Source organism: Ornithinibacter aureus (assembly GCF_009858245.1).
GTDB classification, from domain to species: Bacteria; Actinomycetota; Actinomycetes; order Actinomycetales; family Dermatophilaceae; genus Fodinibacter; species Fodinibacter aureus.
Genome location: NZ_VMSB01000001.1, coordinates 3,003,700 through 3,020,364, shown reverse-complemented (window position 1 = coordinate 3,020,364; position 16,665 = coordinate 3,003,700). Strand labels below are relative to the sequence as shown.

Annotated in this window: 21 protein-coding genes, 2 pseudogenes and 1 riboswitch; of the genes and pseudogenes, 10 read left to right on the top strand and 13 right to left on the bottom strand. The window is 71.8% G+C overall.

The window, feature by feature from the left end:
* Positions 1 to 16 precede the first annotated feature (16 nt).
* The 5 genes from C8E84_RS14425 to C8E84_RS14405 all read right to left on the bottom strand — a co-directional run bounded on the left by C8E84_RS14425 (position 17) and on the right by C8E84_RS14405 (position 3,552).
* Positions 17 to 625, bottom strand: a complete 609-nt coding sequence (locus C8E84_RS14425; RefSeq protein WP_159903174.1) for a hypothetical protein — start codon at positions 623 to 625, stop codon at positions 17 to 19.
* Positions 622 to 1,149: a Pvc16 family protein gene (locus C8E84_RS14420; RefSeq protein ID WP_159903173.1), complete on the bottom strand. Its 528-nt coding sequence runs from the start codon at positions 1,147 to 1,149 to the stop codon at positions 622 to 624. Before C8E84_RS14420 ends, C8E84_RS14425 begins: the two co-directional genes overlap by 4 nt.
* A gap of 8 nt (positions 1,150 to 1,157) precedes the next feature.
* Complete coding sequence (locus C8E84_RS14415; protein ID WP_159903172.1) at positions 1,158 to 1,370, bottom strand: hypothetical protein; 213 nt, start codon at positions 1,368 to 1,370, stop codon at positions 1,158 to 1,160.
* Positions 1,371 to 1,500: 130 nt separating this feature from the next.
* A complete protein-coding gene (locus C8E84_RS14410; RefSeq protein ID WP_159903170.1) occupies positions 1,501 to 2,436 on the bottom strand; it encodes a type IV toxin-antitoxin system AbiEi family antitoxin domain-containing protein in 936 nt (311 codons plus the stop codon).
* Positions 2,437 to 2,679: 243 nt separating this feature from the next.
* Positions 2,680 to 3,552, bottom strand: a complete 873-nt coding sequence (locus C8E84_RS14405; RefSeq protein ID WP_159903168.1) for an AfsR/SARP family transcriptional regulator — start codon at positions 3,550 to 3,552, stop codon at positions 2,680 to 2,682.
* A gap of 380 nt (positions 3,553 to 3,932) precedes the next feature.
* Between C8E84_RS14405 and C8E84_RS18405 the strand changes: the two genes are divergently transcribed.
* The 3 genes and pseudogenes from C8E84_RS18405 to C8E84_RS18600 all read left to right on the top strand — a co-directional run.
* A complete protein-coding gene (locus C8E84_RS18405; RefSeq protein WP_281348948.1) occupies positions 3,933 to 4,067 on the top strand; it encodes a hypothetical protein in 135 nt (44 codons plus the stop codon).
* Positions 4,006 to 4,188 (top strand): annotated as a pseudogene (locus tag C8E84_RS18605) (hypothetical protein); the annotation flags it as partial. The gene C8E84_RS18405 and the pseudogene C8E84_RS18605, both read left to right, overlap by 62 nt.
* 58 nt (positions 4,189 to 4,246) lie before the next feature.
* Positions 4,247 to 4,444 (top strand): annotated as a pseudogene (locus tag C8E84_RS18600) (hypothetical protein); the annotation flags it as partial.
* 111 nt (positions 4,445 to 4,555) lie between these two features.
* On the opposite strand, the gene C8E84_RS14395 reads toward C8E84_RS18600, so the two are convergent.
* The gene (locus C8E84_RS14395) at positions 4,556 to 5,506 is read right to left on the bottom strand and encodes an alpha/beta hydrolase (RefSeq protein ID WP_159903166.1); all 951 of its coding nucleotides are present in this window, start codon (positions 5,504 to 5,506) and stop codon (positions 4,556 to 4,558) included.
* A 121-nt stretch (positions 5,507 to 5,627) separates the two neighbouring features.
* On the opposite strand from C8E84_RS14395, the gene C8E84_RS14390 reads away from it, so the two are divergent.
* The 5 genes from C8E84_RS14390 to C8E84_RS14370 all read left to right on the top strand — a co-directional run bounded on the left by C8E84_RS14390 (position 5,628) and on the right by C8E84_RS14370 (position 9,297).
* Positions 5,628 to 6,896, top strand: coding sequence for a PP2C family protein-serine/threonine phosphatase (locus C8E84_RS14390; RefSeq protein WP_159903164.1), 1,269 nt, complete (start codon positions 5,628 to 5,630; stop codon positions 6,894 to 6,896).
* A 136-nt stretch (positions 6,897 to 7,032) separates the two neighbouring features.
* On the top strand, positions 7,033 to 7,440 hold the full coding sequence (locus C8E84_RS14385; RefSeq protein WP_159903162.1) for an LVIVD repeat-containing protein: 408 nt from the start codon (positions 7,033 to 7,035) through the stop codon (positions 7,438 to 7,440).
* A gap of 3 nt (positions 7,441 to 7,443) precedes the next feature.
* Positions 7,444 to 8,103: a hypothetical protein gene (locus C8E84_RS14380; RefSeq protein WP_159903160.1), complete on the top strand. Its 660-nt coding sequence runs from the start codon at positions 7,444 to 7,446 to the stop codon at positions 8,101 to 8,103.
* A 56-nt stretch (positions 8,104 to 8,159) separates the two neighbouring features.
* Positions 8,160 to 8,573, top strand: a complete 414-nt coding sequence (locus C8E84_RS14375; protein ID WP_159904980.1) for a heme-binding protein — start codon at positions 8,160 to 8,162, stop codon at positions 8,571 to 8,573.
* 55 nt (positions 8,574 to 8,628) lie between these two features.
* Positions 8,629 to 9,297 carry an AIM24 family protein gene (locus tag C8E84_RS14370; protein ID WP_159903159.1) on the top strand — a complete coding sequence of 223 codons (669 nt, stop codon included), beginning with the start codon at positions 8,629 to 8,631 and terminating at the stop codon, positions 9,295 to 9,297.
* 50 nt (positions 9,298 to 9,347) lie between these two features.
* On the opposite strand, the gene C8E84_RS14365 is transcribed toward C8E84_RS14370, so the two are convergent.
* The 6 genes from C8E84_RS14365 to C8E84_RS14340 form a co-directional block, all read right to left on the bottom strand.
* Positions 9,348 to 9,710 carry a GAP family protein gene (locus C8E84_RS14365; RefSeq protein WP_159903157.1) on the bottom strand — a complete coding sequence of 121 codons (363 nt, stop codon included), beginning with the start codon at positions 9,708 to 9,710 and terminating at the stop codon, positions 9,348 to 9,350.
* A 16-nt stretch (positions 9,711 to 9,726) separates the two neighbouring features.
* Positions 9,727 to 9,885, bottom strand: a complete 159-nt coding sequence (locus C8E84_RS14360; protein ID WP_159903155.1) for a hypothetical protein — start codon at positions 9,883 to 9,885, stop codon at positions 9,727 to 9,729.
* 145 nt (positions 9,886 to 10,030) lie between these two features.
* On the bottom strand, positions 10,031 to 10,624 hold the full coding sequence (locus C8E84_RS14355; protein ID WP_246196960.1) for a C40 family peptidase: 594 nt from the start codon (positions 10,622 to 10,624) through the stop codon (positions 10,031 to 10,033).
* 236 nt (positions 10,625 to 10,860) lie between these two features.
* A riboswitch (cyclic di-AMP (ydaO/yuaA leader) is annotated at positions 10,861 to 11,016 on the bottom strand.
* Between the two features lie 218 nt (positions 11,017 to 11,234).
* Complete coding sequence (locus C8E84_RS18205) at positions 11,235 to 12,047, bottom strand: VldE C-terminal domain-containing protein (RefSeq protein WP_159903153.1); 813 nt, start codon at positions 12,045 to 12,047, stop codon at positions 11,235 to 11,237.
* 168 nt (positions 12,048 to 12,215) lie between these two features.
* A complete protein-coding gene (locus C8E84_RS14345) occupies positions 12,216 to 12,914 on the bottom strand; it encodes an iron-dependent transcriptional repressor DtxR (RefSeq protein ID WP_159903151.1) in 699 nt (232 codons plus the stop codon).
* Positions 12,915 to 12,950: 36 nt separating this feature from the next.
* On the bottom strand, positions 12,951 to 14,147 hold the full coding sequence (locus tag C8E84_RS14340; RefSeq protein ID WP_159903149.1) for an MFS transporter: 1,197 nt from the start codon (positions 14,145 to 14,147) through the stop codon (positions 12,951 to 12,953).
* Between the two features lie 113 nt (positions 14,148 to 14,260).
* Between C8E84_RS14340 and C8E84_RS14335 the strand changes: the two genes are divergently transcribed.
* Entirely contained in the window at positions 14,261 to 15,007 is a 747-nt protein-coding gene (locus C8E84_RS14335; protein WP_159903147.1) for a hypothetical protein, read from the top strand.
* Positions 15,004 to 15,762 carry an SDR family oxidoreductase gene (locus tag C8E84_RS14330; RefSeq protein WP_159903145.1) on the top strand — a complete coding sequence of 253 codons (759 nt, stop codon included), beginning with the start codon at positions 15,004 to 15,006 and terminating at the stop codon, positions 15,760 to 15,762. Before C8E84_RS14335 ends, C8E84_RS14330 begins: the two co-directional genes overlap by 4 nt.
* A gap of 124 nt (positions 15,763 to 15,886) precedes the next feature.
* Here the strand turns inward: C8E84_RS14330 and pdxH are convergent, their stop codons facing one another.
* A complete protein-coding gene (pdxH, locus tag C8E84_RS14325; protein WP_159903143.1) occupies positions 15,887 to 16,600 on the bottom strand; it encodes a pyridoxamine 5'-phosphate oxidase in 714 nt (237 codons plus the stop codon).
* Positions 16,601 to 16,665: the final 65 nt, after the last annotated feature.

The following is a 16,665-nucleotide window of genomic DNA, read 5'->3' as shown; positions in this document are numbered from 1 at the left end:
GTTGCCTCCTTGGCGATCAGGTCGGGTCGACCACGTGGATTCGGGTGTCGGCGCGCGTGACGTCCACGGCGACCTTGCGCACGCTCTGTCCGTCGACCCGCAGGTCGCCGGGGTGGTGGTCGGCGGTCCAGGTGCGGGCCGTCGAGCGGTAGGTGCCGGGGGTGGCGGTCTCCGGCAGGGCGATGGTGGTTCCTGAGGTGCCGCGCACGGCGACGGTGCGGCCGGTGCCGGGCGTGGTGCCGCCCTGACCGGTGAGGACGACGGTGAGGGTCATCGGCACGGGGGCGACGGGCACCTCGATCTCGGGTGGCCCGGGTGCGCCGAGGGCGACGCGGATGGAGTTCGGGGGCTGGTCTGGTGCCGGTGCAGGCAGGGCCAGGACGTCGGCGAGCGCCCCGTCGACGATGACCACGTCGACGGTGGTGGGGGCAGGGCGCGCCGCGCTCCCGGCATCCGAGGTCGTCGCGGTGATGATGACGTCGGGGCCGACCACCCGCGCGAACCACCCGAGTGCCAGCGGTGCGGGGGCCACGGCGACGGGGGTGATCGGCTGGCCGGTGGTGGCGTGGACGAGCCGGATGCGGTGGCGCAGCTCGGTGGTCGTGGTGCCCAGGGTGATGGTCATGCGAGCACCTCGTAGCCGACCCGGTGGGTGCGCACCCGGCCGGCCCCCTCGCGCTCGATGACCTCGACAGGGGCGACGTCGACCTCGTAGAACAGGGCCAGTCGCCCGGGGCGGCCGAGGGTCGACCAGATCTGGTTGCGTTCCTCCGCGCTCGGGCTGAGCAGTCGCACGGCGATGCTGTCGACCGCCGTGGACAGCGGGGGTTGGAGCATCGAGCGGTCGATGATCGGGGTCGTGTGGAAGACCTGCACGATGCGGGCGATCTTGGTCTGCGCCTCGTCGTGGGCGCCGAACACCGTCACGAGGTAGTGCAGGCGCAGCGCCAGGGGTGCTCGCACGAGGCCCGCGGCCCGTTCGACGAGGGGACGGTTCACCAGGTGCGGGTGGGGGGCGACGGCGAGCAGGGCCAGGGCGGCCTTGGTGGTGTCGGGGCCGGAGTCGGCCGAGTTGAGCGAGTGCAGCGCCACCCAGTCGCCGAGGTCGGGCGTGTTCTGGTGGATGACGTCGACCAGGGCCTCGCTCACCGCGCGGATCATGACCGCTCCCACCGGCGGGGCGTGATGCCGCCGTCGTCGAGGCTGCGGTCGAGCACGGCCTCGATCTCGGCGATCGAGCCGACGAAGGTCGTGTCGTCGGTGCTCATGTCACGAACCCGGGCCCGCAGGATGCGCGGCAGCCCATCGACCGCTCGCGGCTCGGCCCAGACGTCGAGCAGGAACCTGCGTCGCCATGCGCTCACCGCCATCCGCGTCTCCCTCTGTGTGGCGGCCCACGCTGCCGTGTCGGTGTCACGGGGGCGTCGTGGCCGCGCGCGGGGGCGGTCACGGGGGCGTCACGGTCGGCACGGCGCCCGCGAACGCAGAAGTGCCGTCGCGTCAGCGGGCGGATGCCGTCGCGTTGCGGCGGTTGAGCGCCCGCCGGCGCGCCTCGCGGATGCGGCGGGCCACCTCGGCGGGCTGATTGAGGTCTGACCAGACGAGGCGCACCACCTCGTAGCCGCAGTCGACGATGCGTGACTCCCGCGCCTTCTCGGCAGCCAGTGCGGCCCGGCCGTCCTGACCGCCGTACTTGACCAGCCCGTCGAACTCGACGACGACCAGGTCCTCGACGAGGAAGTCGACCCGGCCCACGAAGCCCTGTGCGTTGGTGATCGGGTGCTGGCTGACCACGCTGAAACCGAGGTCGTGCAAAAGGAAGCGGGTCCTGGTCTCTCCGACCGATTCACACGTCTCGTCGGTGAGCTCGATCGCCCGGTTCACGGCGTCGCGGCTCTGCTTTGGCAGCAGGTCGACGGCTGCCCGGAGCTGTTCCGTGGTGACCCGCTGGTCGTGCAGGGCGTCGTCCATCGAGCACACGGCCGCGATCGTCCCGGAGCCAGCCACCATCTGGCACAGGGCAATCGGCAGCTGCACGACCCTGTGGATGCCGGTGGTCGCCGCCGCCAACCCCACGCCGGGGTGGGTGCGAAGGCCGCTGCGGACGCGTGGTGACTTCACCGTGGCGATGACGTCGACGACGGTGAGGTCGACGCCGTGGGTGTCGACGCCGCACATGAGTACCGATGCGTGGTGGCTCGCGGCATCGACGGTCGGCCGGGTCCGCAGGATGGCCATGGTGCGCAGGCGGTAGCGCTCCTCGGGGTTACCGGCATCGTGGAGCTCGCGCAGGACGTAGGCACCGCGGCGCACGCGCACCAGTTCGCCGGACCGCACGAGTGCGTCGAGCGCGACGGCCGAGACCTGCACCCGGGCAGCATCCCGTGAAGAGACCACTCCCCCCCTGGGCTGCCAGAACCACCGCCAGTCGTTCATCCATCGGTCCACCGTGCCGCGGTTGGAGACCTCCCGCCACGGCAAACCCGTCACCTGTGGACAACTCGAACGCAGCAGTTCAGATCGCACGCAGAAGTTCGACTCCGACGCACCACTTCGGATCCGACGCAGAAGTTCAGATCCCACGCGGTAATTGCCGGACGGCATCCGAACTTCTGCGTTCCCCGCAAGGTACCTGACGGCATCCGAACTTCTGCGTCCCCGACGAGGCGCGAGCGCAGCTCAGGTCAGGTGGCCGAGGTGATCCAGCGCGCGGTCGATGACGAGCGAGAGCCGACCGAGGTCGCGCCGAGCCGCCTCGAGGTCGCCGACCAGCGCCAGGACGGTCAGGTCGGTCGAGGGGGCCCGACCCCGGCGCAACCGCGCGTAGAGCGCCACCGTCTCGGGCATGGGGTCCGCTCCCAGCTCCTCGACGAGCAGCCTGCGACACCGTTCGAACTGCCGCTCCACGAGGTCCTCGCGCCCGGCCGCGCCGTAGGCGGCCATGAGGTGACGGTGCAGGTCCTCGCGCAGCGGCTCGATCGCGAGCGCCAGCTCGCCGTACTTGCCGACCGCACCGAGCTCGCCCCGTGCACCGTAGTGGATCAGCAGGTAGTCCAGCGCCGTGAGGTAGAGGTTCTCGAGCCGGGTGCGGTCACCGAGGACCCACTCGTCGTGGCAGGACTCCACCAGCAGGCCACGGTGCAGGCTGACCGCCCGCTCGAGGCGTGCCACGGCGTCGTCGTCCAGGCTTTCGGCACGGGTGTCCAGCACGGGCCGCACCAGCGCCTCGAACTCGACCGAGTCGATGGTCAGGCCGACCTGCGGGCTGAGCGTCAGTCGCTCCGTGCCGGCCTCCACGAGGTCGTGCCCGGTGACGGCCCGCACCTCGGTGCGCAACCGCCACACCGCGGTGCTCAGTCGACGCCTGCCGACACCGACCGGCGAATCGGCGAAGAGCTGGGTCGCGGCGACCTCGCGGTTGCGCCCCTCCGCGGGGCCGAGAGCCAGGTACGCGGCGACCATGGCCGCACCGGGCGAGATGGCGACGGGGCCCGCGGTGCACGAGAGCGCAGGAGTCCCGAAGAGGTTGAGAGACAGCAGGTCACGACTCATCGCGGACCTCTCGAACAGGCCGGGGAAACCACAACCGACGCCAGGGCACACCGGTGAGGCTGCCAAGGGCCGAACGGGCCACTCCCGAGCATCGCCGTGCCTCCTCGTTGCCGCGAACGGGTGTCCGCGGTCGTCGCTCCCTGCAGGGGGGAGGAGCAGCCCGGGCCCGCCCTGATACCGCCACGTCCCGATACCCACGGGCCTCGATACCCGGGTGCCTCGCGATCGGCCTCGGCCACGCGTTCCCCCGTCACGGGTGACGCGCGCAGCAAGCACCGGGGGTCGACTGTGACGGTGACCAATCCACCGCAGTCGCACGCGCCCGCGCCCGGCCACGACCCGACCCACCCAGTCGGTTCGGTGTCGACAGGGGGTGACGCATGGACGTGAAGGCCCTCGTGGTCGTCAGCGCGGTGCTGTTCGGGTGGGGGCTGGTCTCCGCCCGCGCCCGCCGTGCCGGTCTCACGCCACCGATCGTGTTCGTGGGCGTCGGTGGCCGCCTGGTTCTTCCCTGACCTCGGCATCTGGCTCGCCCTGTTCATCGGTGCCGCGCTGGCACCGACGGATGCCGCGCTCGGCGTTCCGGTGGTGACCAACCCCGCCGTCCCGCGTCGGATCCGCGAGCTGATCACCGTCGAGAGCGGGCTCAACGACGGCATCGCCACGCCCGTGGTGATGTTCGCCATCGCCGGCGCTGCCGCCGCCTTCGGCCTCGAAGCGCACCACAGCAGCCTCACGCCCCGTCGTCCAGCTGCTCCTCGGGGCGGTCGTCGGGTCTGCCGTGGGTGCCCTCGGCGGGTGGTTGATCCGCAGCGCCCGCCGGCAGGGCGGCGCGGCCGAGGAGTACGTCGGGATCGCGGTGCTGGCCCTGGCACTGCTGGGTTATGCCGCAGCGGTGGCGATCGGCGCCAACGGGTTCGTTGCGGCATTCTGCGCGGGCCTGGCCTTCGGTGCCTGCGCCGGCCGCCGAGGGCCCCGAAGAGCCGGGTCGAGCCCTGACCGATCAGGCCAGGGCACGCCTCAGGGCATCCATCCGCAGCGCGCGGATGCGGCGCGACAGGGCGGCCTCGGGCGCGAACGTCTCGCTCGCGTGGTACGCGCCGGGGTGCACGTGGAACTCACACGGCGCGCCGGCCTGCATGAGTCGCTGCGCGAAGGCGATGTCCTCGTCGCGGAAGAGGTCGGCCGTCCCGACGTCGATGAAGGCCGGCGGCAGCCCGGACAGGTCCTGCGCCCTGGTCGGTGCGGCGTACTGGTCGGGCTCGTTCCCGGCGAGGTACCAGCCCCAGGCCTCGAGGTTCGCGTCACGGTCCCAGATGCCCACGTCGGTGATCTCCATCGAGGATGCCGTGGTGTTCGTGTCGTCGATCATCGGGTAGATCGGCATCATGAAGCTCAGGCGCGGCCCGCTGCGGTCGCGCGCGAGCAGCGCGGTGCCGATGGCCAGCCCGCCGCCGGCGCTGTGGCCGTGGATGGCGATCCGCTCGGGGTCGATGCCGAGCTCGTCGGCGTGCTCGGTCATCCAGACCAGCCCGGCGTAGCAGTCCTCGACCGGGGCGGGGTGGGGGTGCTCGGGCGCGAGCCGGTACTCCACGGACACCACGACGGCCTTGACCTCGTCGCAGACCAGGGTGGCGGTCGCGTCCTCCCCGGCGACGGTGCCGAGCACCATGCCGCCACCGTGGATGAAGTAGATCCCCGGCAGCGTCCCGTCGACCCCGACGGGTCGGTAGATCCGCACCGAGATGTCCGGCTCACCCTCCGGCCCGGGGACGGCGCGGTCCTCCGACACCACGTTCGGGTTCTCCGGCGCCGGCATCGACGCGAGCATCTGCTCCACCGTGGCCCGACGGGCGACGATGTCCGGAACCGCGTTGAATCCGCCGGGCAGGAACTGGAGCAACTGGTCGAGCGGGGCCTGCGACTCGGGGTCGAGCCTGACGGAGCTGGACATAGGGATCCCTTTCCTCAACGGTCGACACTGACCCCGCCGGGGCGGGAGGTGACCATCGTGGACCGCGGGTGCCGCTCACGTCGAGGGTTGGCCGGCCGTGAGCTGCGCTAGGTTGCCTGTCGTGAGCGAGGTGGACCCGGCCGGAGCATCGTCCGTGGACATGGCCCGGGCTGAGCGCGCCCTCGACGACCTGCTCGACCGGGGCGGGGCCGCAGCACCCCACCAGCTCCCCCGTCTCGTCGACGACGCCGCGCTCGCCCTGGGCGCTGTCGCGGCCGTCATCCACCTCGTCGACCTCCAGCAGGTCGCCCTCACCCCCCTCCCCGGCCCCCGGCAGCCACCTGCGACGCAGCGACCCACCCCGCTCGCCATCGACTCCACGATCGCCGGTCGGGTCTACCAGCACGACGAGGTCATCGCACAGGCGACGTCGGATGCCGGTGCACCGGTCACCGTGTGGCTCCCGTTGCGCGACGGCGCGGATCGTCTGGGGGTGCTGGCCGTGGCCCTGCCCGAGCCGTCGCTCGTCGAGGATGCCGACTCCCCCACCTCCCGCCTGCTGCGCAGACTCGCCGCCATCACGGGCGACCTCATCGCCCAGCGCTCGCGGTACGGCGACAGCATCATCGCCGCGACCCGCACCACCGAGGTCACGCTCGCGGCCGAGATCCAGTGGGGGCTGCTCCCGCCGCTGACGTTCGAGTCCACCCAGGTGGCGGTTGCGGGGTTGCTCGAGCCGGCCTACGACGTCGCGGGCGACTCGATCGACTACGCGGTCGACCCCGGGGTCGTCCACCTCGCCATCTTCGACGGCATGGGCCACGGGCTGCGCAGCGCGCAGCTGGCCATCCTCGCGATGTCCGCCTACCGCAACGCCCGCCGCAGCGGGCGCTCCCTGACGACAACGGCATCCGACGTCGACCAGGCCGTCGAGGCGGGGTTCGGTGGCGAGGCGTACACCACCTCGGTCCTGGCTCAGCTCGACACCGACACCGGCTACCTCAGATGGGTCAACGCCGGTCACCCCGAGCCGCTGCTGCTGCGCGGCGGTGCGCTCGTGCGCAGCCTGCACACCGGCCCCGACCTGCCGTTCGGCATCGGCCTGCGCGAGAGCGACGCCCCCTACGAGGTCGGGTCCGAGCAGCTCCAGCCCGGCGACCACGTGCTCTTCTACACCGACGGTGTGGTCGAGGGGCACGCCCCCGGCGGCGAGCAGTTCGGCGTCGAGCGGCTCGTCGACCTGCTCGCACGCAACGTGGCGGACAACCTGTCCGCGGCAGAGTCGATGCGCCGCGTCGGGCGGGCCCTGGTCGCCCACCACTCGGCCCACCTCGCCGACGACGCGTCGATCCTGCTCGTGCACTGGCCGGGCCCGGGCGACGGCCAGTGACCTCGGCGAACCCCCGGCGACCAGCAGAGCGAATCTTCCCGAAAGTTTGTTGTACGGAGAACCCTTTTGCGCACCATCAGGCAATAGTGTTCGCGCACCGTCCCACACCCAGGACGGTTCCCTCTCGCTGGCCCTGGTGACCATCGAGAACTTCACCTCCACGTGTGAGACCGACGGGCGCCTGCTCATCGTCGACCTCGCGGACAGCCGGGAAGGACAGGCCTGGAGCTCCACTCCCGAGGACCCGTACCGCCTTCCGGTCGTCTCGGAGTGGAGCCCGTTCGGCAAGCCCGGCAGCCTGCCCAACGCCGGCTGCTCGGCGCACTACTTCCAGCTGCGTGACGGAGTGCTCGCCCAGTCCTACTACGGTCAGGGCACCCACTTCATCGACGTGAGCGACCCCGCGAACCCCGAGCAGGTCGGCTACTTCCGTGCCGACGGCGGGTCGAACTGGGCGCCGTACTGGAACGGCGACGTCATGTACATCGCCGACGGCCGCCGTGGCGTGGACATCGTTCGTCCGATCATCCCCGCGAAGGGCTGATCGATGACCCGAGCCGAGAGGCCGTCCCGACTGCTTGCGGCTCGGGTCGCCGCCGTCGTTCTCGCGGTGGGGGTGTCGGTGTCAGCGTGCACCGACACCCCCACCGCGGGCGACGCGGTATCCGGCGATCATGCCGCGGCCGACCACGGCGCGTCAGCGAGCCCGTCGCCCGGGGAGTCCGCGGGGCACGAGCACGGTGCGGAGGAAGAACCCGCAGCCGCTATGACCGGCCCGCCACGCCCTGCCGACCCGGCGTTGGGCTGCGGCACGACCGTGGAGCCCAACGGCGAGCAGGTGACGCGCTACTGCAACGAGGGGTTGGCGACGTTCATCGTCGCCGACGGTGAGGGCACCGACGTCAAGGGCGCCTCGTGCGAGCAGCGTGGCGTGATCTTCCTCGCCCACTTCGGTGCGAACTACTCCGACGAGGCCTCGGGTCGCGGGGAGTACCTCGGTCTGGCCCTCGAGGACATGCCTGCCAAGGAGGGCCGCGCCTCCATCTACGCGCTGGAGATGACGTTGGCCGGCTACCGGCAGTCGCTGTCCAAGGCCACCGTGGACGTGACCCGCAAGGGCGACGTCGTCGACTTCCACCTCGTCGGCGCCCTCGCCGATGGTCGCGACGTCACCGTGACCGCGAGCTGCCACACTCACGAGGCATGACCCCCCTACCCCCGCCGACGATCGCGTAGCTCGAGCAGGAGGAGCGCGACCTCGTCCTGCCACGGTTCACCCACGACGAGGTGTGGCTGCTCGGCTCGCGCCTGGCCGAGCGCGCCCGCCGGGAGCGCCTTGCGGTGATGATCGACATCCGCCGCCCCGGGAGCATCCTGTTCAGGGCAGCGATGTCGGGCACGACCGGCGACCAGGACTGCTGGGTCGAGCGCAAGTCCGCGACGGCCTTGCGCTTCGAGGCGAGCACCCTGCTCGTCGGGCTGCGCCTCGAGGCCGACGGGCGCGATCCGTTCGCGGACGGGTGGTTGGATGCCGTGCGCTACACCCTCGCCGGCGGCGCGGTCCCGATCCGGGTCGGCGGCGCCGGGGTCGTCGCGGTCGCCACGGTCTGTGGGCTGGCCTCGCAGGACGACCACGCGCTCGTCGTCGACGGGTTGCGGGGACTGGTCACCGGCTGAGGAGCCGTGCCTGCCCGAAGGGGGCGACGGCGAATCCGCGGCTAGGGTGACGGGCATGCGCGGAGAACTCCTCACCAAGTCAGAGCGGTCGGGCGAGCCCGGCCGCTTCATGCTCCAGAACGAGCGGATGCTCAAGGTCGACCTGGCCGGCACGGGCGGGTTCTTCTACGCCCGTCAGGGCTCGATGGTGGCCTACCAGGGCGATGTCGACTTCGCCTACGAGGGCGCCGGCGGGCTCGGGAAGATGTTCAAGAAGGCCCTGACCGGGGAGGGCATGTCGCTGATGAAGGTCTCCGGCAGTGGCGACGTCTTCCTGGCCCAAGACGCCGACGAGATCTTCATCCTCGAGCTCGAGGACGAAGCCGTCACGGTCAACGGCCGAGCGGTCCTCGCGTTCGAGAGCAGCCTGACGTGGGACATCAACCGCGTCGAGGGTGCCTCGATGATGAGCGGCGGCCTGTTCAACACCACCTTCACCGGCCGCGGGATGATCGCCGTGGTCACCCACGGCACGCCGGTGGTGCTCCAGGTCGACGAGCCGACCCACGTCGACATGCAGGCCGCGGTGCTGTGGTCGGCCGGTCTCCAGTCCTCGATCCGCAAGACCGCCAAGCTCGGAGCCGTCATCGGCCGCGGCTCGGGCGAGGCCTACCAGCTTGCGCTGCAGGGTCACGGCATCGTCGTCGTCCAGGCCTCCGAGGGCCACCCGATCCCCCAGGGGTAGCACGGGGCCTCCGGCTGGCGCCCGGTGCCCGGTGCACGAGGGGCGCCGGGTCAGGTCAGGGCGAGGTGGGCCAGGAATCCCCGCACGAGGAGGTAGACGCCGACCAGGGCAAGGATCCAGCGCACCCCGACCTTGGCGTACCGCTCGACAGCGGTTCCGAGGGGCAGCAGCAGCCGCTCCCCCGCCCCGCCGGGGAGGAGGGAGAGCATCAGGGGAATGGTTGCGGGAAGCGTGGCGAGCGCCAGGAGCACCGCCACGGCCAGGACCTGCTCGGGGCGTGGTGCACCCGTGGCGATGACGTCCTTGACGGCCACGAGCAGGACCGGCCACGTCGTCGCGTTCGTGCACATCGACACCATCCCGAACCCCGACGACCGAGCCGCGCCCAGGCCGTCGGCGCCGAGTGACGGCATCCTGATGGTGCCCGCCTCAGGGGTCGGGCCGCCGCGCGCGCACCGTGAGGGTGACGGCGGCTGCGAGGAGGACGAGCCCGACGAGGATGTCGAGTCGGGCGTCGAGGTGGGGAAGCCGCGGAAGGTTCACCGACTGGCCGATCACCGCGACCGCGCTCACGAGCCCGAGCAGCACCAGGCCGGTTCCGGCGGCGTACCGGGCTCCGTCGCGGCGGCCTCCCGGGCCAGCGACGACGATGGCTTCACTTCCTCACCGTCGTGACCAACTCTGCGCCGGGTGGGGTGCCCGTCGGACACGGCACCCCACCCGATCGCGAGGCTCAGAAGCGGCCGTACCCGCTGACGCCGGAGAACACCGGACGCTCGGAGGTGGACTTGCCCGGCTTGGGCGAGTCGATCATCATGCCGTTGCCGGTGTAGATGCCCACGTGCCAGGCCGGGGAACCGAAGAACACCAGGTCACCGGGCTTGGGGTTGCTGACCCTGGTGGCCGCGCGCTGCTGGGCCGAGGCCGTGCGCGGAATGGAGATGCCGGCCTTGCCGAAGACGTACTTGGTGAACCCGGAGCAGTCGAAGCCGGACGGGGTCGAGCCGCCGTAGACGTAGGGGATGCCGAGCAGGCCGCGGGCGATGTTCACCACGCCACTGGCGGACTGCGGGACGTTGCTGGACGTCGCCGTCTTCGCGGTCGAGGCCTTCTTGGTGCTCGTGGTCGAGCGGGCGGGGGTGCTGCGGGAGGCGGAGGTGTTGCTGCGGCGAGTGGCGACCTCGTCGGCATCCGCCTGCGCCTGCACCACGACGGGGCGCGGCTTGGGCTTGGGCTTGGCGACGGCGGTGACGCCGACGACACCCACGACCTCGGTCGCCACCGGGGCTGCGACGGCCGGCGCGACGACCGACGGTGCCAGCGCCACCGGGGCTGCGACTGCGGCGGGGGCTGCGGCGGCCTCAGCGGCTGCGGCGGCGTCGGCACGCGGCTCGGCCTGGGCCGGGAGGGCGAAGGTCGCGACCAGGCCGCCGGAGGCAGCGAGGACGGCCGTGGCCTTGACGCCGTTCTGGCCAGCGCTCCTGACGATGGTCGAGAGTTCGGACCAGGGGTTGTACCGGGCGGCGCCGCGGTGGCGCCCCGAAGTGGCAGTGTCGAGAACAGTGAGCCTCTCAGTGCCTACGGGGTGAGCTGTCGGGTTCGGGCTGAGGTTGCCCGGCCGGGTCCGACCCGCAGGTCGTCACCGGCTTCACCCCAAGGAGTCGCGATGGTGCCGGACTCCGAAAGTGGTTCCCCCGCTCCTGCCGGCGGTGATGCGTGGTGCCTCACGGTGACTGACAGGACTCGGCGGTGACTCCGTGAGCACCTTCCACGGATGGGAAGGCCACACGAACGTAGCACCGCCGGGCAAAAGTCACAAAACGATCACGGGCGAGTCGCGTCACACCCCGCCCAGGCCGCCGTACACAGCGAGAAGCCGGGCCAAGACCGTGGGGACGGCGTGTTGCCCGGCTTCTCGCGAAACGGTCAGGACGGCGTCAGTTGACGGTGACGTGCACGTGGTCGTAGTGGTTCGCGGTGATCGAACCGCGATCCTCCATCATCCGCCAGGACTTGCCGGGCGCCCAGTAGCGCTGACGCCAGATGACGTACTTGACGTCGTAGGCACCGGCGTTGGCCTGGACGAACGCGGCCACCGCGTCACCCTTGCTGCGCGAGACCATGAAGTCGATCGCCTCACCCGTGCTGTGCTCGCCGGCGTTGGGTCGGTAGCCACCGATCGAGGAGACCCCGAAGGTCTTCTGCACGGCGGTGCACAGGCGGGCTGCGTTGCTGTCCAGACCGATGCTGCCGCACTTGGAGGAAATGGCCCCCGAGCTGACGTTGACCTTGCGGGCCGACGACGAGGACGACGACGAGGCCGACGACGAGGACGATGAGGATGAGGAGGACGACGAGTCCTTCTCGGCAACCGGCTTGGGCTTCGGCTTCGGCTTCGGCTTGGCGACGGCCTTCACGCCAGCGACGCCGACGGCCTCGGGCGCAGCCGGGGCGGCATCTGCGGGAGCCTCGACGGCGGGTGCGGCCGGCGCGGCGGCGCGGGCCTCGGAGCGCGACGCCGTCAGGGCGGCCGTGCGGCTCTGGCCGTCGCTGCTCGCGACGGTGGGCAGCGCCAAGGTGCTCGGGCTCGCCGAGACCGGAAGGGACACCGCGAGGGCGGCTCCGCCCACGACTCCGACCGTTGCGACGGTCTTGGCGGCCCAGGTCGCGCCAAGGCGCGGGAAGCCGTCGGGCAGACGCCGGACGGCGCCGGGGGCGCGGCGGCGCCCGGGCATGGTGTGGCGTGACACGAGGGTGGAGGACCTTCCGAGGGGGGTACGAATTCCCTCCACGGTAACGGGGACGTCAGGAAAAGTCACATTCTGGTAACGAGACGACCGTCACCAGATGTCAGAAACAGCCACCCGACACACCGCTGACCTGCACGGACGCCGGCGCCGCTGCGAACTGAGCGAAGCTCAGGTCACCTGCACGAAGACGTGGGAGGCGATGTCCCCGGGCAGCGAGACTCCGGTCGACTCCTGCGACCCGTCGCGCCACGCGACCACCCGCACCCCGTCGCGCCGCACCCGGGCGGGCTGCCCCGGCACCAGACCGACGGTGGTCAGCAGGCCGAGCGCCTCGGAGTCGACCTGCACCGGCTCGCCGATCCGCCGAACCACCACGGTCGCAGGCTCGTCACCGGCCACCTCCTTGAGCGTGGACAGGCCGCTGCGGAAGTCGATGCGCTCGCCGAAGTCCCCGAGCTCCTCCAGCCCCGGGATCGGGTTGCCGTAGGGCGAGAGCGCGTGATCGGGCAGCATCGCGAGGATCTTGCGCTCGACCCGGTCGGACATGACGTGCTCCCAGCGACAGGCCTCGTCGTGGACGTACTCCCACTCCAGACCGATGATGTCGACGAGCAGGCGCTCGGCGATGCGGTGCTTGCGCATGACGCGGGTCGCGAGCGTGCGCCCCTCCTCGCTCAGCTCGAGGTGCCGGTCGCCGGCCACGGCGAGCAGCCCGTCGCGCTCCATCCGTGCCACGGTCTGCGAGACGGTGGGGCCGGAGTGCCCGAGACGTTCGGCGATGCGGGCGCGCAGGGGCGTGATGCCCTCCTCCTCGAGCTCGAAGATCGTGCGGAGGTACATCTCCGTGGTGTCGATGAGGTCGGTCACACAGGTAAGCCTAACGGGACGGCAGCCCGGCACCTTCTACGTCGCCCGCCGACGGCGCCTCGGGTCGTACTCGGGCAGCCATCGCGCGAGCCATGCGCCCCCGACCAGTGTCAGGGCGCCGACGGCCACGCTGGCGGCCGCGATGGACGCCACGGCAGCCACGCCCGCGACCACGATCGCGGCCCCGTTCGTGCCCACGAGGGAGAGCAGCCGCCACACACCGAGGAAGGGTGCCCGCCCGACCGTCGGCGCGGCATCCGCCCCCAGGGTCATGACGATGCCCGAGCCGATCCCGTTGCCGACGCCCATGACCAGTGCGACCACGGCCACTCCCACGAGCGTGGCCGTCAGGGGCAGCACGAGCAGACCCCCACCGAGGAGCAGCGCAACCGGCACGGCCACCCACACCCGTCCGTACCGGTCCATGACGCTGCCGGCCGGCCAGAACAACAGCACCTCGATGAATGCGGCCGCAGCGAACACGAGAGAGGTCTGCGCGGCATCCAGACCGATGCTCTCGGCCCACAGCGGCACGACGACCACCCGTGAGGCGCGCGCCAGGCCGATCGCGAGCACCCCGAGCCCGACCGTGAGCAGCACCCGCCGGTGCTCCGCCACGACCCGGGCCACCGGCACCCGGGCCCGCCCACCCTGCGCGCTCTCCTCGTGCGCGGTGAGATCGGTTGTCCGCCAGGCGAGGAGCGACGCGAGCGACCCTGCGGCGACGGCGACGCCGAACGCGGCCTGTGGCCCCCACACCGCCACGACGGGCGCTCCGACGACAGGCCCGATGAACAGCCCGATCCGGGTGACCCCTCCCAGGGTCGACATGGCCCGGGCCCTCAGGTGCACCGGGGCGGCCGCCGTGAGGTAGCTCTGTCGGGCCAGCAGGAAGATCGCCGCCGACGGCCCCATGAGCAGCACCGCCAGACCGAGGACCCACAGCGAGGGCGCGACGAGCGCCAGCAGGCACGCGACGGCATCCACCACGCCCGCGAGCACGATGGCCCGCCGCTCGCCGATCCGCTCCACCAACACCCCGGCGGGCACGGCGGCCGCGATCTCCGCGAGGCCGGTCAGCCCGACGAACAGGGCCGCCACGGCGATCGAGGCCCCGAGCCCACGGGCGCTCAGCGCGACGACCGGCAGCACGGCCCCCACCCCGATCGACCAGATCGCCGACGGGCCGAAGGCCGGAACCGCGATCTGGCGCAGGGAGAAGCCCTCTGCCATCGCGATCCACCTCCGAAAGTCTCTCGATGTCAAGATATCTCGCGAGGTGCGCTCCTGGGGGTTTTGAGCCCCGCTCCTCAGGTCGCTCTCGGCCGCGTGAGTAGGTTGACCCCGTGGAGATCACGATCGCCCGACGCTTCTGCGGCCCACCCGAGTCTGGCAACGGCGGCTGGGTCAGCGGCACCCTCGCCACCCACGTCGCGACCACCGACGAGCACCCCACCGTCACGGTTCGCCTGGCCGCACCTCCACCGCTTGACCGGCCCCTCACGCTCGTCGTCGAGTCCCCCGTCTCGGATGCCGTCGCACCCGTTCCACCGTCGGCCCACCTCCTCGACGGCGACCACCTCGTCGCGAGCGCCACGGCATCCGCGCCGTTGTCCCGGGAGGCACCGGCCCCGGTCACCGTGGAGGCCGCTCGCGCCGCCGAGGAGCGCTACGAGGGCCTCGCCGACCACCCGTTCCCGACGTGTTTCTCCTGCGGCACGGCGCGCGACCCCGCCGACGCGCTCTGCCTGCGCCCGGGGCCGCTCGATGACGGCACCGGGCGCTACGCCACCACCTGGGAGCCGCGCGAGGCGTCTGTGCCGCTGGTGTGGGCCGCGCTCGACTGCCCCGGCGGATGGTCCGCGGGCATCGCCGGGCGCCCGATGGTGCTCGCAACGTTGACCACCGAGGTGCTGGCCCTTCCTGCACCCGGCGTCGCCCACACGGTTCTCGCGTGGCAGCGCGGGTCGCAGGGTCGCAAGCACTTCTCCGGCAGCGCCCTCTTCGCACCCGACGGGCGGGTGTTGGCCCGTGCCGAGGCCACGTGGATCGCCGTCGACCCCACCACGATCCGCCCGAGGGAGATCTCATGACCGACACCACCCGCACCGCCGTCGTCACCGGAGCGAGCAGCGGCATCGGCGCCGCCACCGCCCGGACATTGGCGGCCGAGGGCTTCCGGGTGGTCTGCGCGGCCCGACGGGCCGAACGGCTCGAGTCACTCGTCGCCGAACTCGGCGACGCAGCCGTTGCCGTCGCGTGCGACGTGACCAGCGACGAGGACGTCGCCCGTCTGGCCGAGGTCGCGGGCGGCCGGGTGCACGTGCTCGTCAACAACGCCGGCGGGGCGCTGGGGCTCGAGCCGGTGGCCCAGGGCGACGTCGCCCTCTGGCAGCAGATGTACGACACCAACGTGCTCGGCACGCTGCGCGTGACCAAGGCCCTGCTCCCGGCGCTCGTCGCCGCCGACGGTGAGGGCGTCATCGTCAACGTCGGATCGGTGGCGGGCTTCACCGCCTACGAGGGCGGCGGCGGCTACACCGTGGCCAAGCACGGCGTGCACGTCATGAGCGAGACCCTGCGTCTCGAGCTCGTCGACCAGCCGGTGCGGATCACGGTCGTGGCACCGGGCATGGTGCAGACCGAGGAGTTCTCGCTGACCCGCTTCGGCGGGGACAAGGAACGCGCGGATGCCGTGTACGCCGGCGTCCCCGGACCTCTCGTCGCGCAGGACGTCGCCGACGCGATCGTGTGGATGGCGACCCGGCCGGCCCATGTGAACGTCGACCTGCTCGTCATCAAGCCGCGGGCCCAGGCGGCGGCCCACAAGGTCCAGCGCCTCCCCTGAACCGACTCATTGCATTTCAGCCACCCCCACACCCCACCGACTTCGTGCGACTTGCGTGCGCCCAAACCCCGATTTCGGGCCTTTCAGCGCACCGAAACCGCACGAAGTCGCAGGAGGGGACGAGTCAGGGTTGGCGGCGGCTGACCGACCAGGATGCCGCGTCGCCGAGATCGCCGTCGCCGACCCGGGTGAAGACGAGGCGGTCGTGCAGGCGGTTGCGGCGACCCGCCCAGAACTCGACCTCGTCGGGCACGACCCGGTAGCCGCCCCAGAAGTCGGGCACGGGCACGTCCGACTCGGAGCCGGTGTCGGGGAACTCGGCGGCCCGGCGGGCGTAGGCCTCCTCGAGGTCGGTGCGCGTGCCCACCGGCTCGGACTGCTGCGAGGTCCACGCCGAGATCCGCGACGCCCACGGCCGGGACTGCCAGTACTCGAGCACCTCGGCACGGTCGACCATCACGGCCCGGCCGCGGAAGCGGATGGCCCGGTACATCGGTGGCCAGGTCAGGGCCACGGCCATGACGGGGTTGGCCGCGATCTCCCGCCCCTTGGCAGACGTGAGCGCGGTGACGAACCCGGGCCCACGTTCGTCGAGGAAGCGCATCAGGACGGTGCGCACGTTCGGTACCCCGGCGGCATCCACCGTGGCGACGGACATGGCGAGCGGTTCGAAGACGTCCTGCTCCACCTGTGAGCGCGCGACCGCGTCGTCGACCCAGCGGCGCGCCTGGGCGTAGGGCGTCGCGAGCAGCTGCTCCTCGGCCAGGCCATCACCGTCGTAGTCGAAGCGTGCCGCCGCGATGCGCCCGGCGTCGTCGTCGCCGCGTCCCTGGTTCATGGCCCGATCGTAGGCCGCAGCCGTCCGGCGCCCCAGCTCTGCACCACAAGGTTCACCTCGACACC

What these genes read in the sequence shown, in the direction of transcription:
- C8E84_RS14340 (WP_159903149.1), bottom strand. Translation starts at nt 14,147, where the DNA reads ATGGCAGAGGGCTTCTCCCTGCGCCAGATCGCGGTTCCGGCCTTCGGC.
- C8E84_RS14405 (WP_159903168.1), bottom strand. Translation starts at nt 3,552, where the DNA reads ATGAGTCGTGACCTGCTGTCTCTCAACCTCTTCGGGACTCCTGCGCTC.
- C8E84_RS14410 (WP_159903170.1), bottom strand. Translation starts at nt 2,436, where the DNA reads ATGAACGACTGGCGGTGGTTCTGGCAGCCCAGGGGGGGAGTGGTCTCT.
- C8E84_RS14365 (WP_159903157.1), bottom strand. Translation starts at nt 9,710, where the DNA reads ATGCCGTCACTCGGCGCCGACGGCCTGGGCGCGGCTCGGTCGTCGGGG.
- C8E84_RS14395 (WP_159903166.1), bottom strand. Translation starts at nt 5,506, where the DNA reads ATGTCCAGCTCCGTCAGGCTCGACCCCGAGTCGCAGGCCCCGCTCGAC.
- C8E84_RS18405 (WP_281348948.1), top strand. Translation starts at nt 3,933, where the DNA reads ATGGACGTGAAGGCCCTCGTGGTCGTCAGCGCGGTGCTGTTCGGGTGG.
- C8E84_RS14425 (WP_159903174.1), bottom strand. Translation starts at nt 625, where the DNA reads ATGACCATCACCCTGGGCACCACGACCACCGAGCTGCGCCACCGCATC.
- C8E84_RS14370 (WP_159903159.1), top strand. Translation starts at nt 8,629, where the DNA reads ATGCGCGGAGAACTCCTCACCAAGTCAGAGCGGTCGGGCGAGCCCGGC.
- pdxH (WP_159903143.1), bottom strand. Translation starts at nt 16,600, where the DNA reads ATGAACCAGGGACGCGGCGACGACGACGCCGGGCGCATCGCGGCGGCA.
- C8E84_RS14415 (WP_159903172.1), bottom strand. Translation starts at nt 1,370, where the DNA reads ATGGCGGTGAGCGCATGGCGACGCAGGTTCCTGCTCGACGTCTGGGCC.
- C8E84_RS14330 (WP_159903145.1), top strand. Translation starts at nt 15,004, where the DNA reads ATGACCGACACCACCCGCACCGCCGTCGTCACCGGAGCGAGCAGCGGC.
- C8E84_RS14380 (WP_159903160.1), top strand. Translation starts at nt 7,444, where the DNA reads ATGACCCGAGCCGAGAGGCCGTCCCGACTGCTTGCGGCTCGGGTCGCC.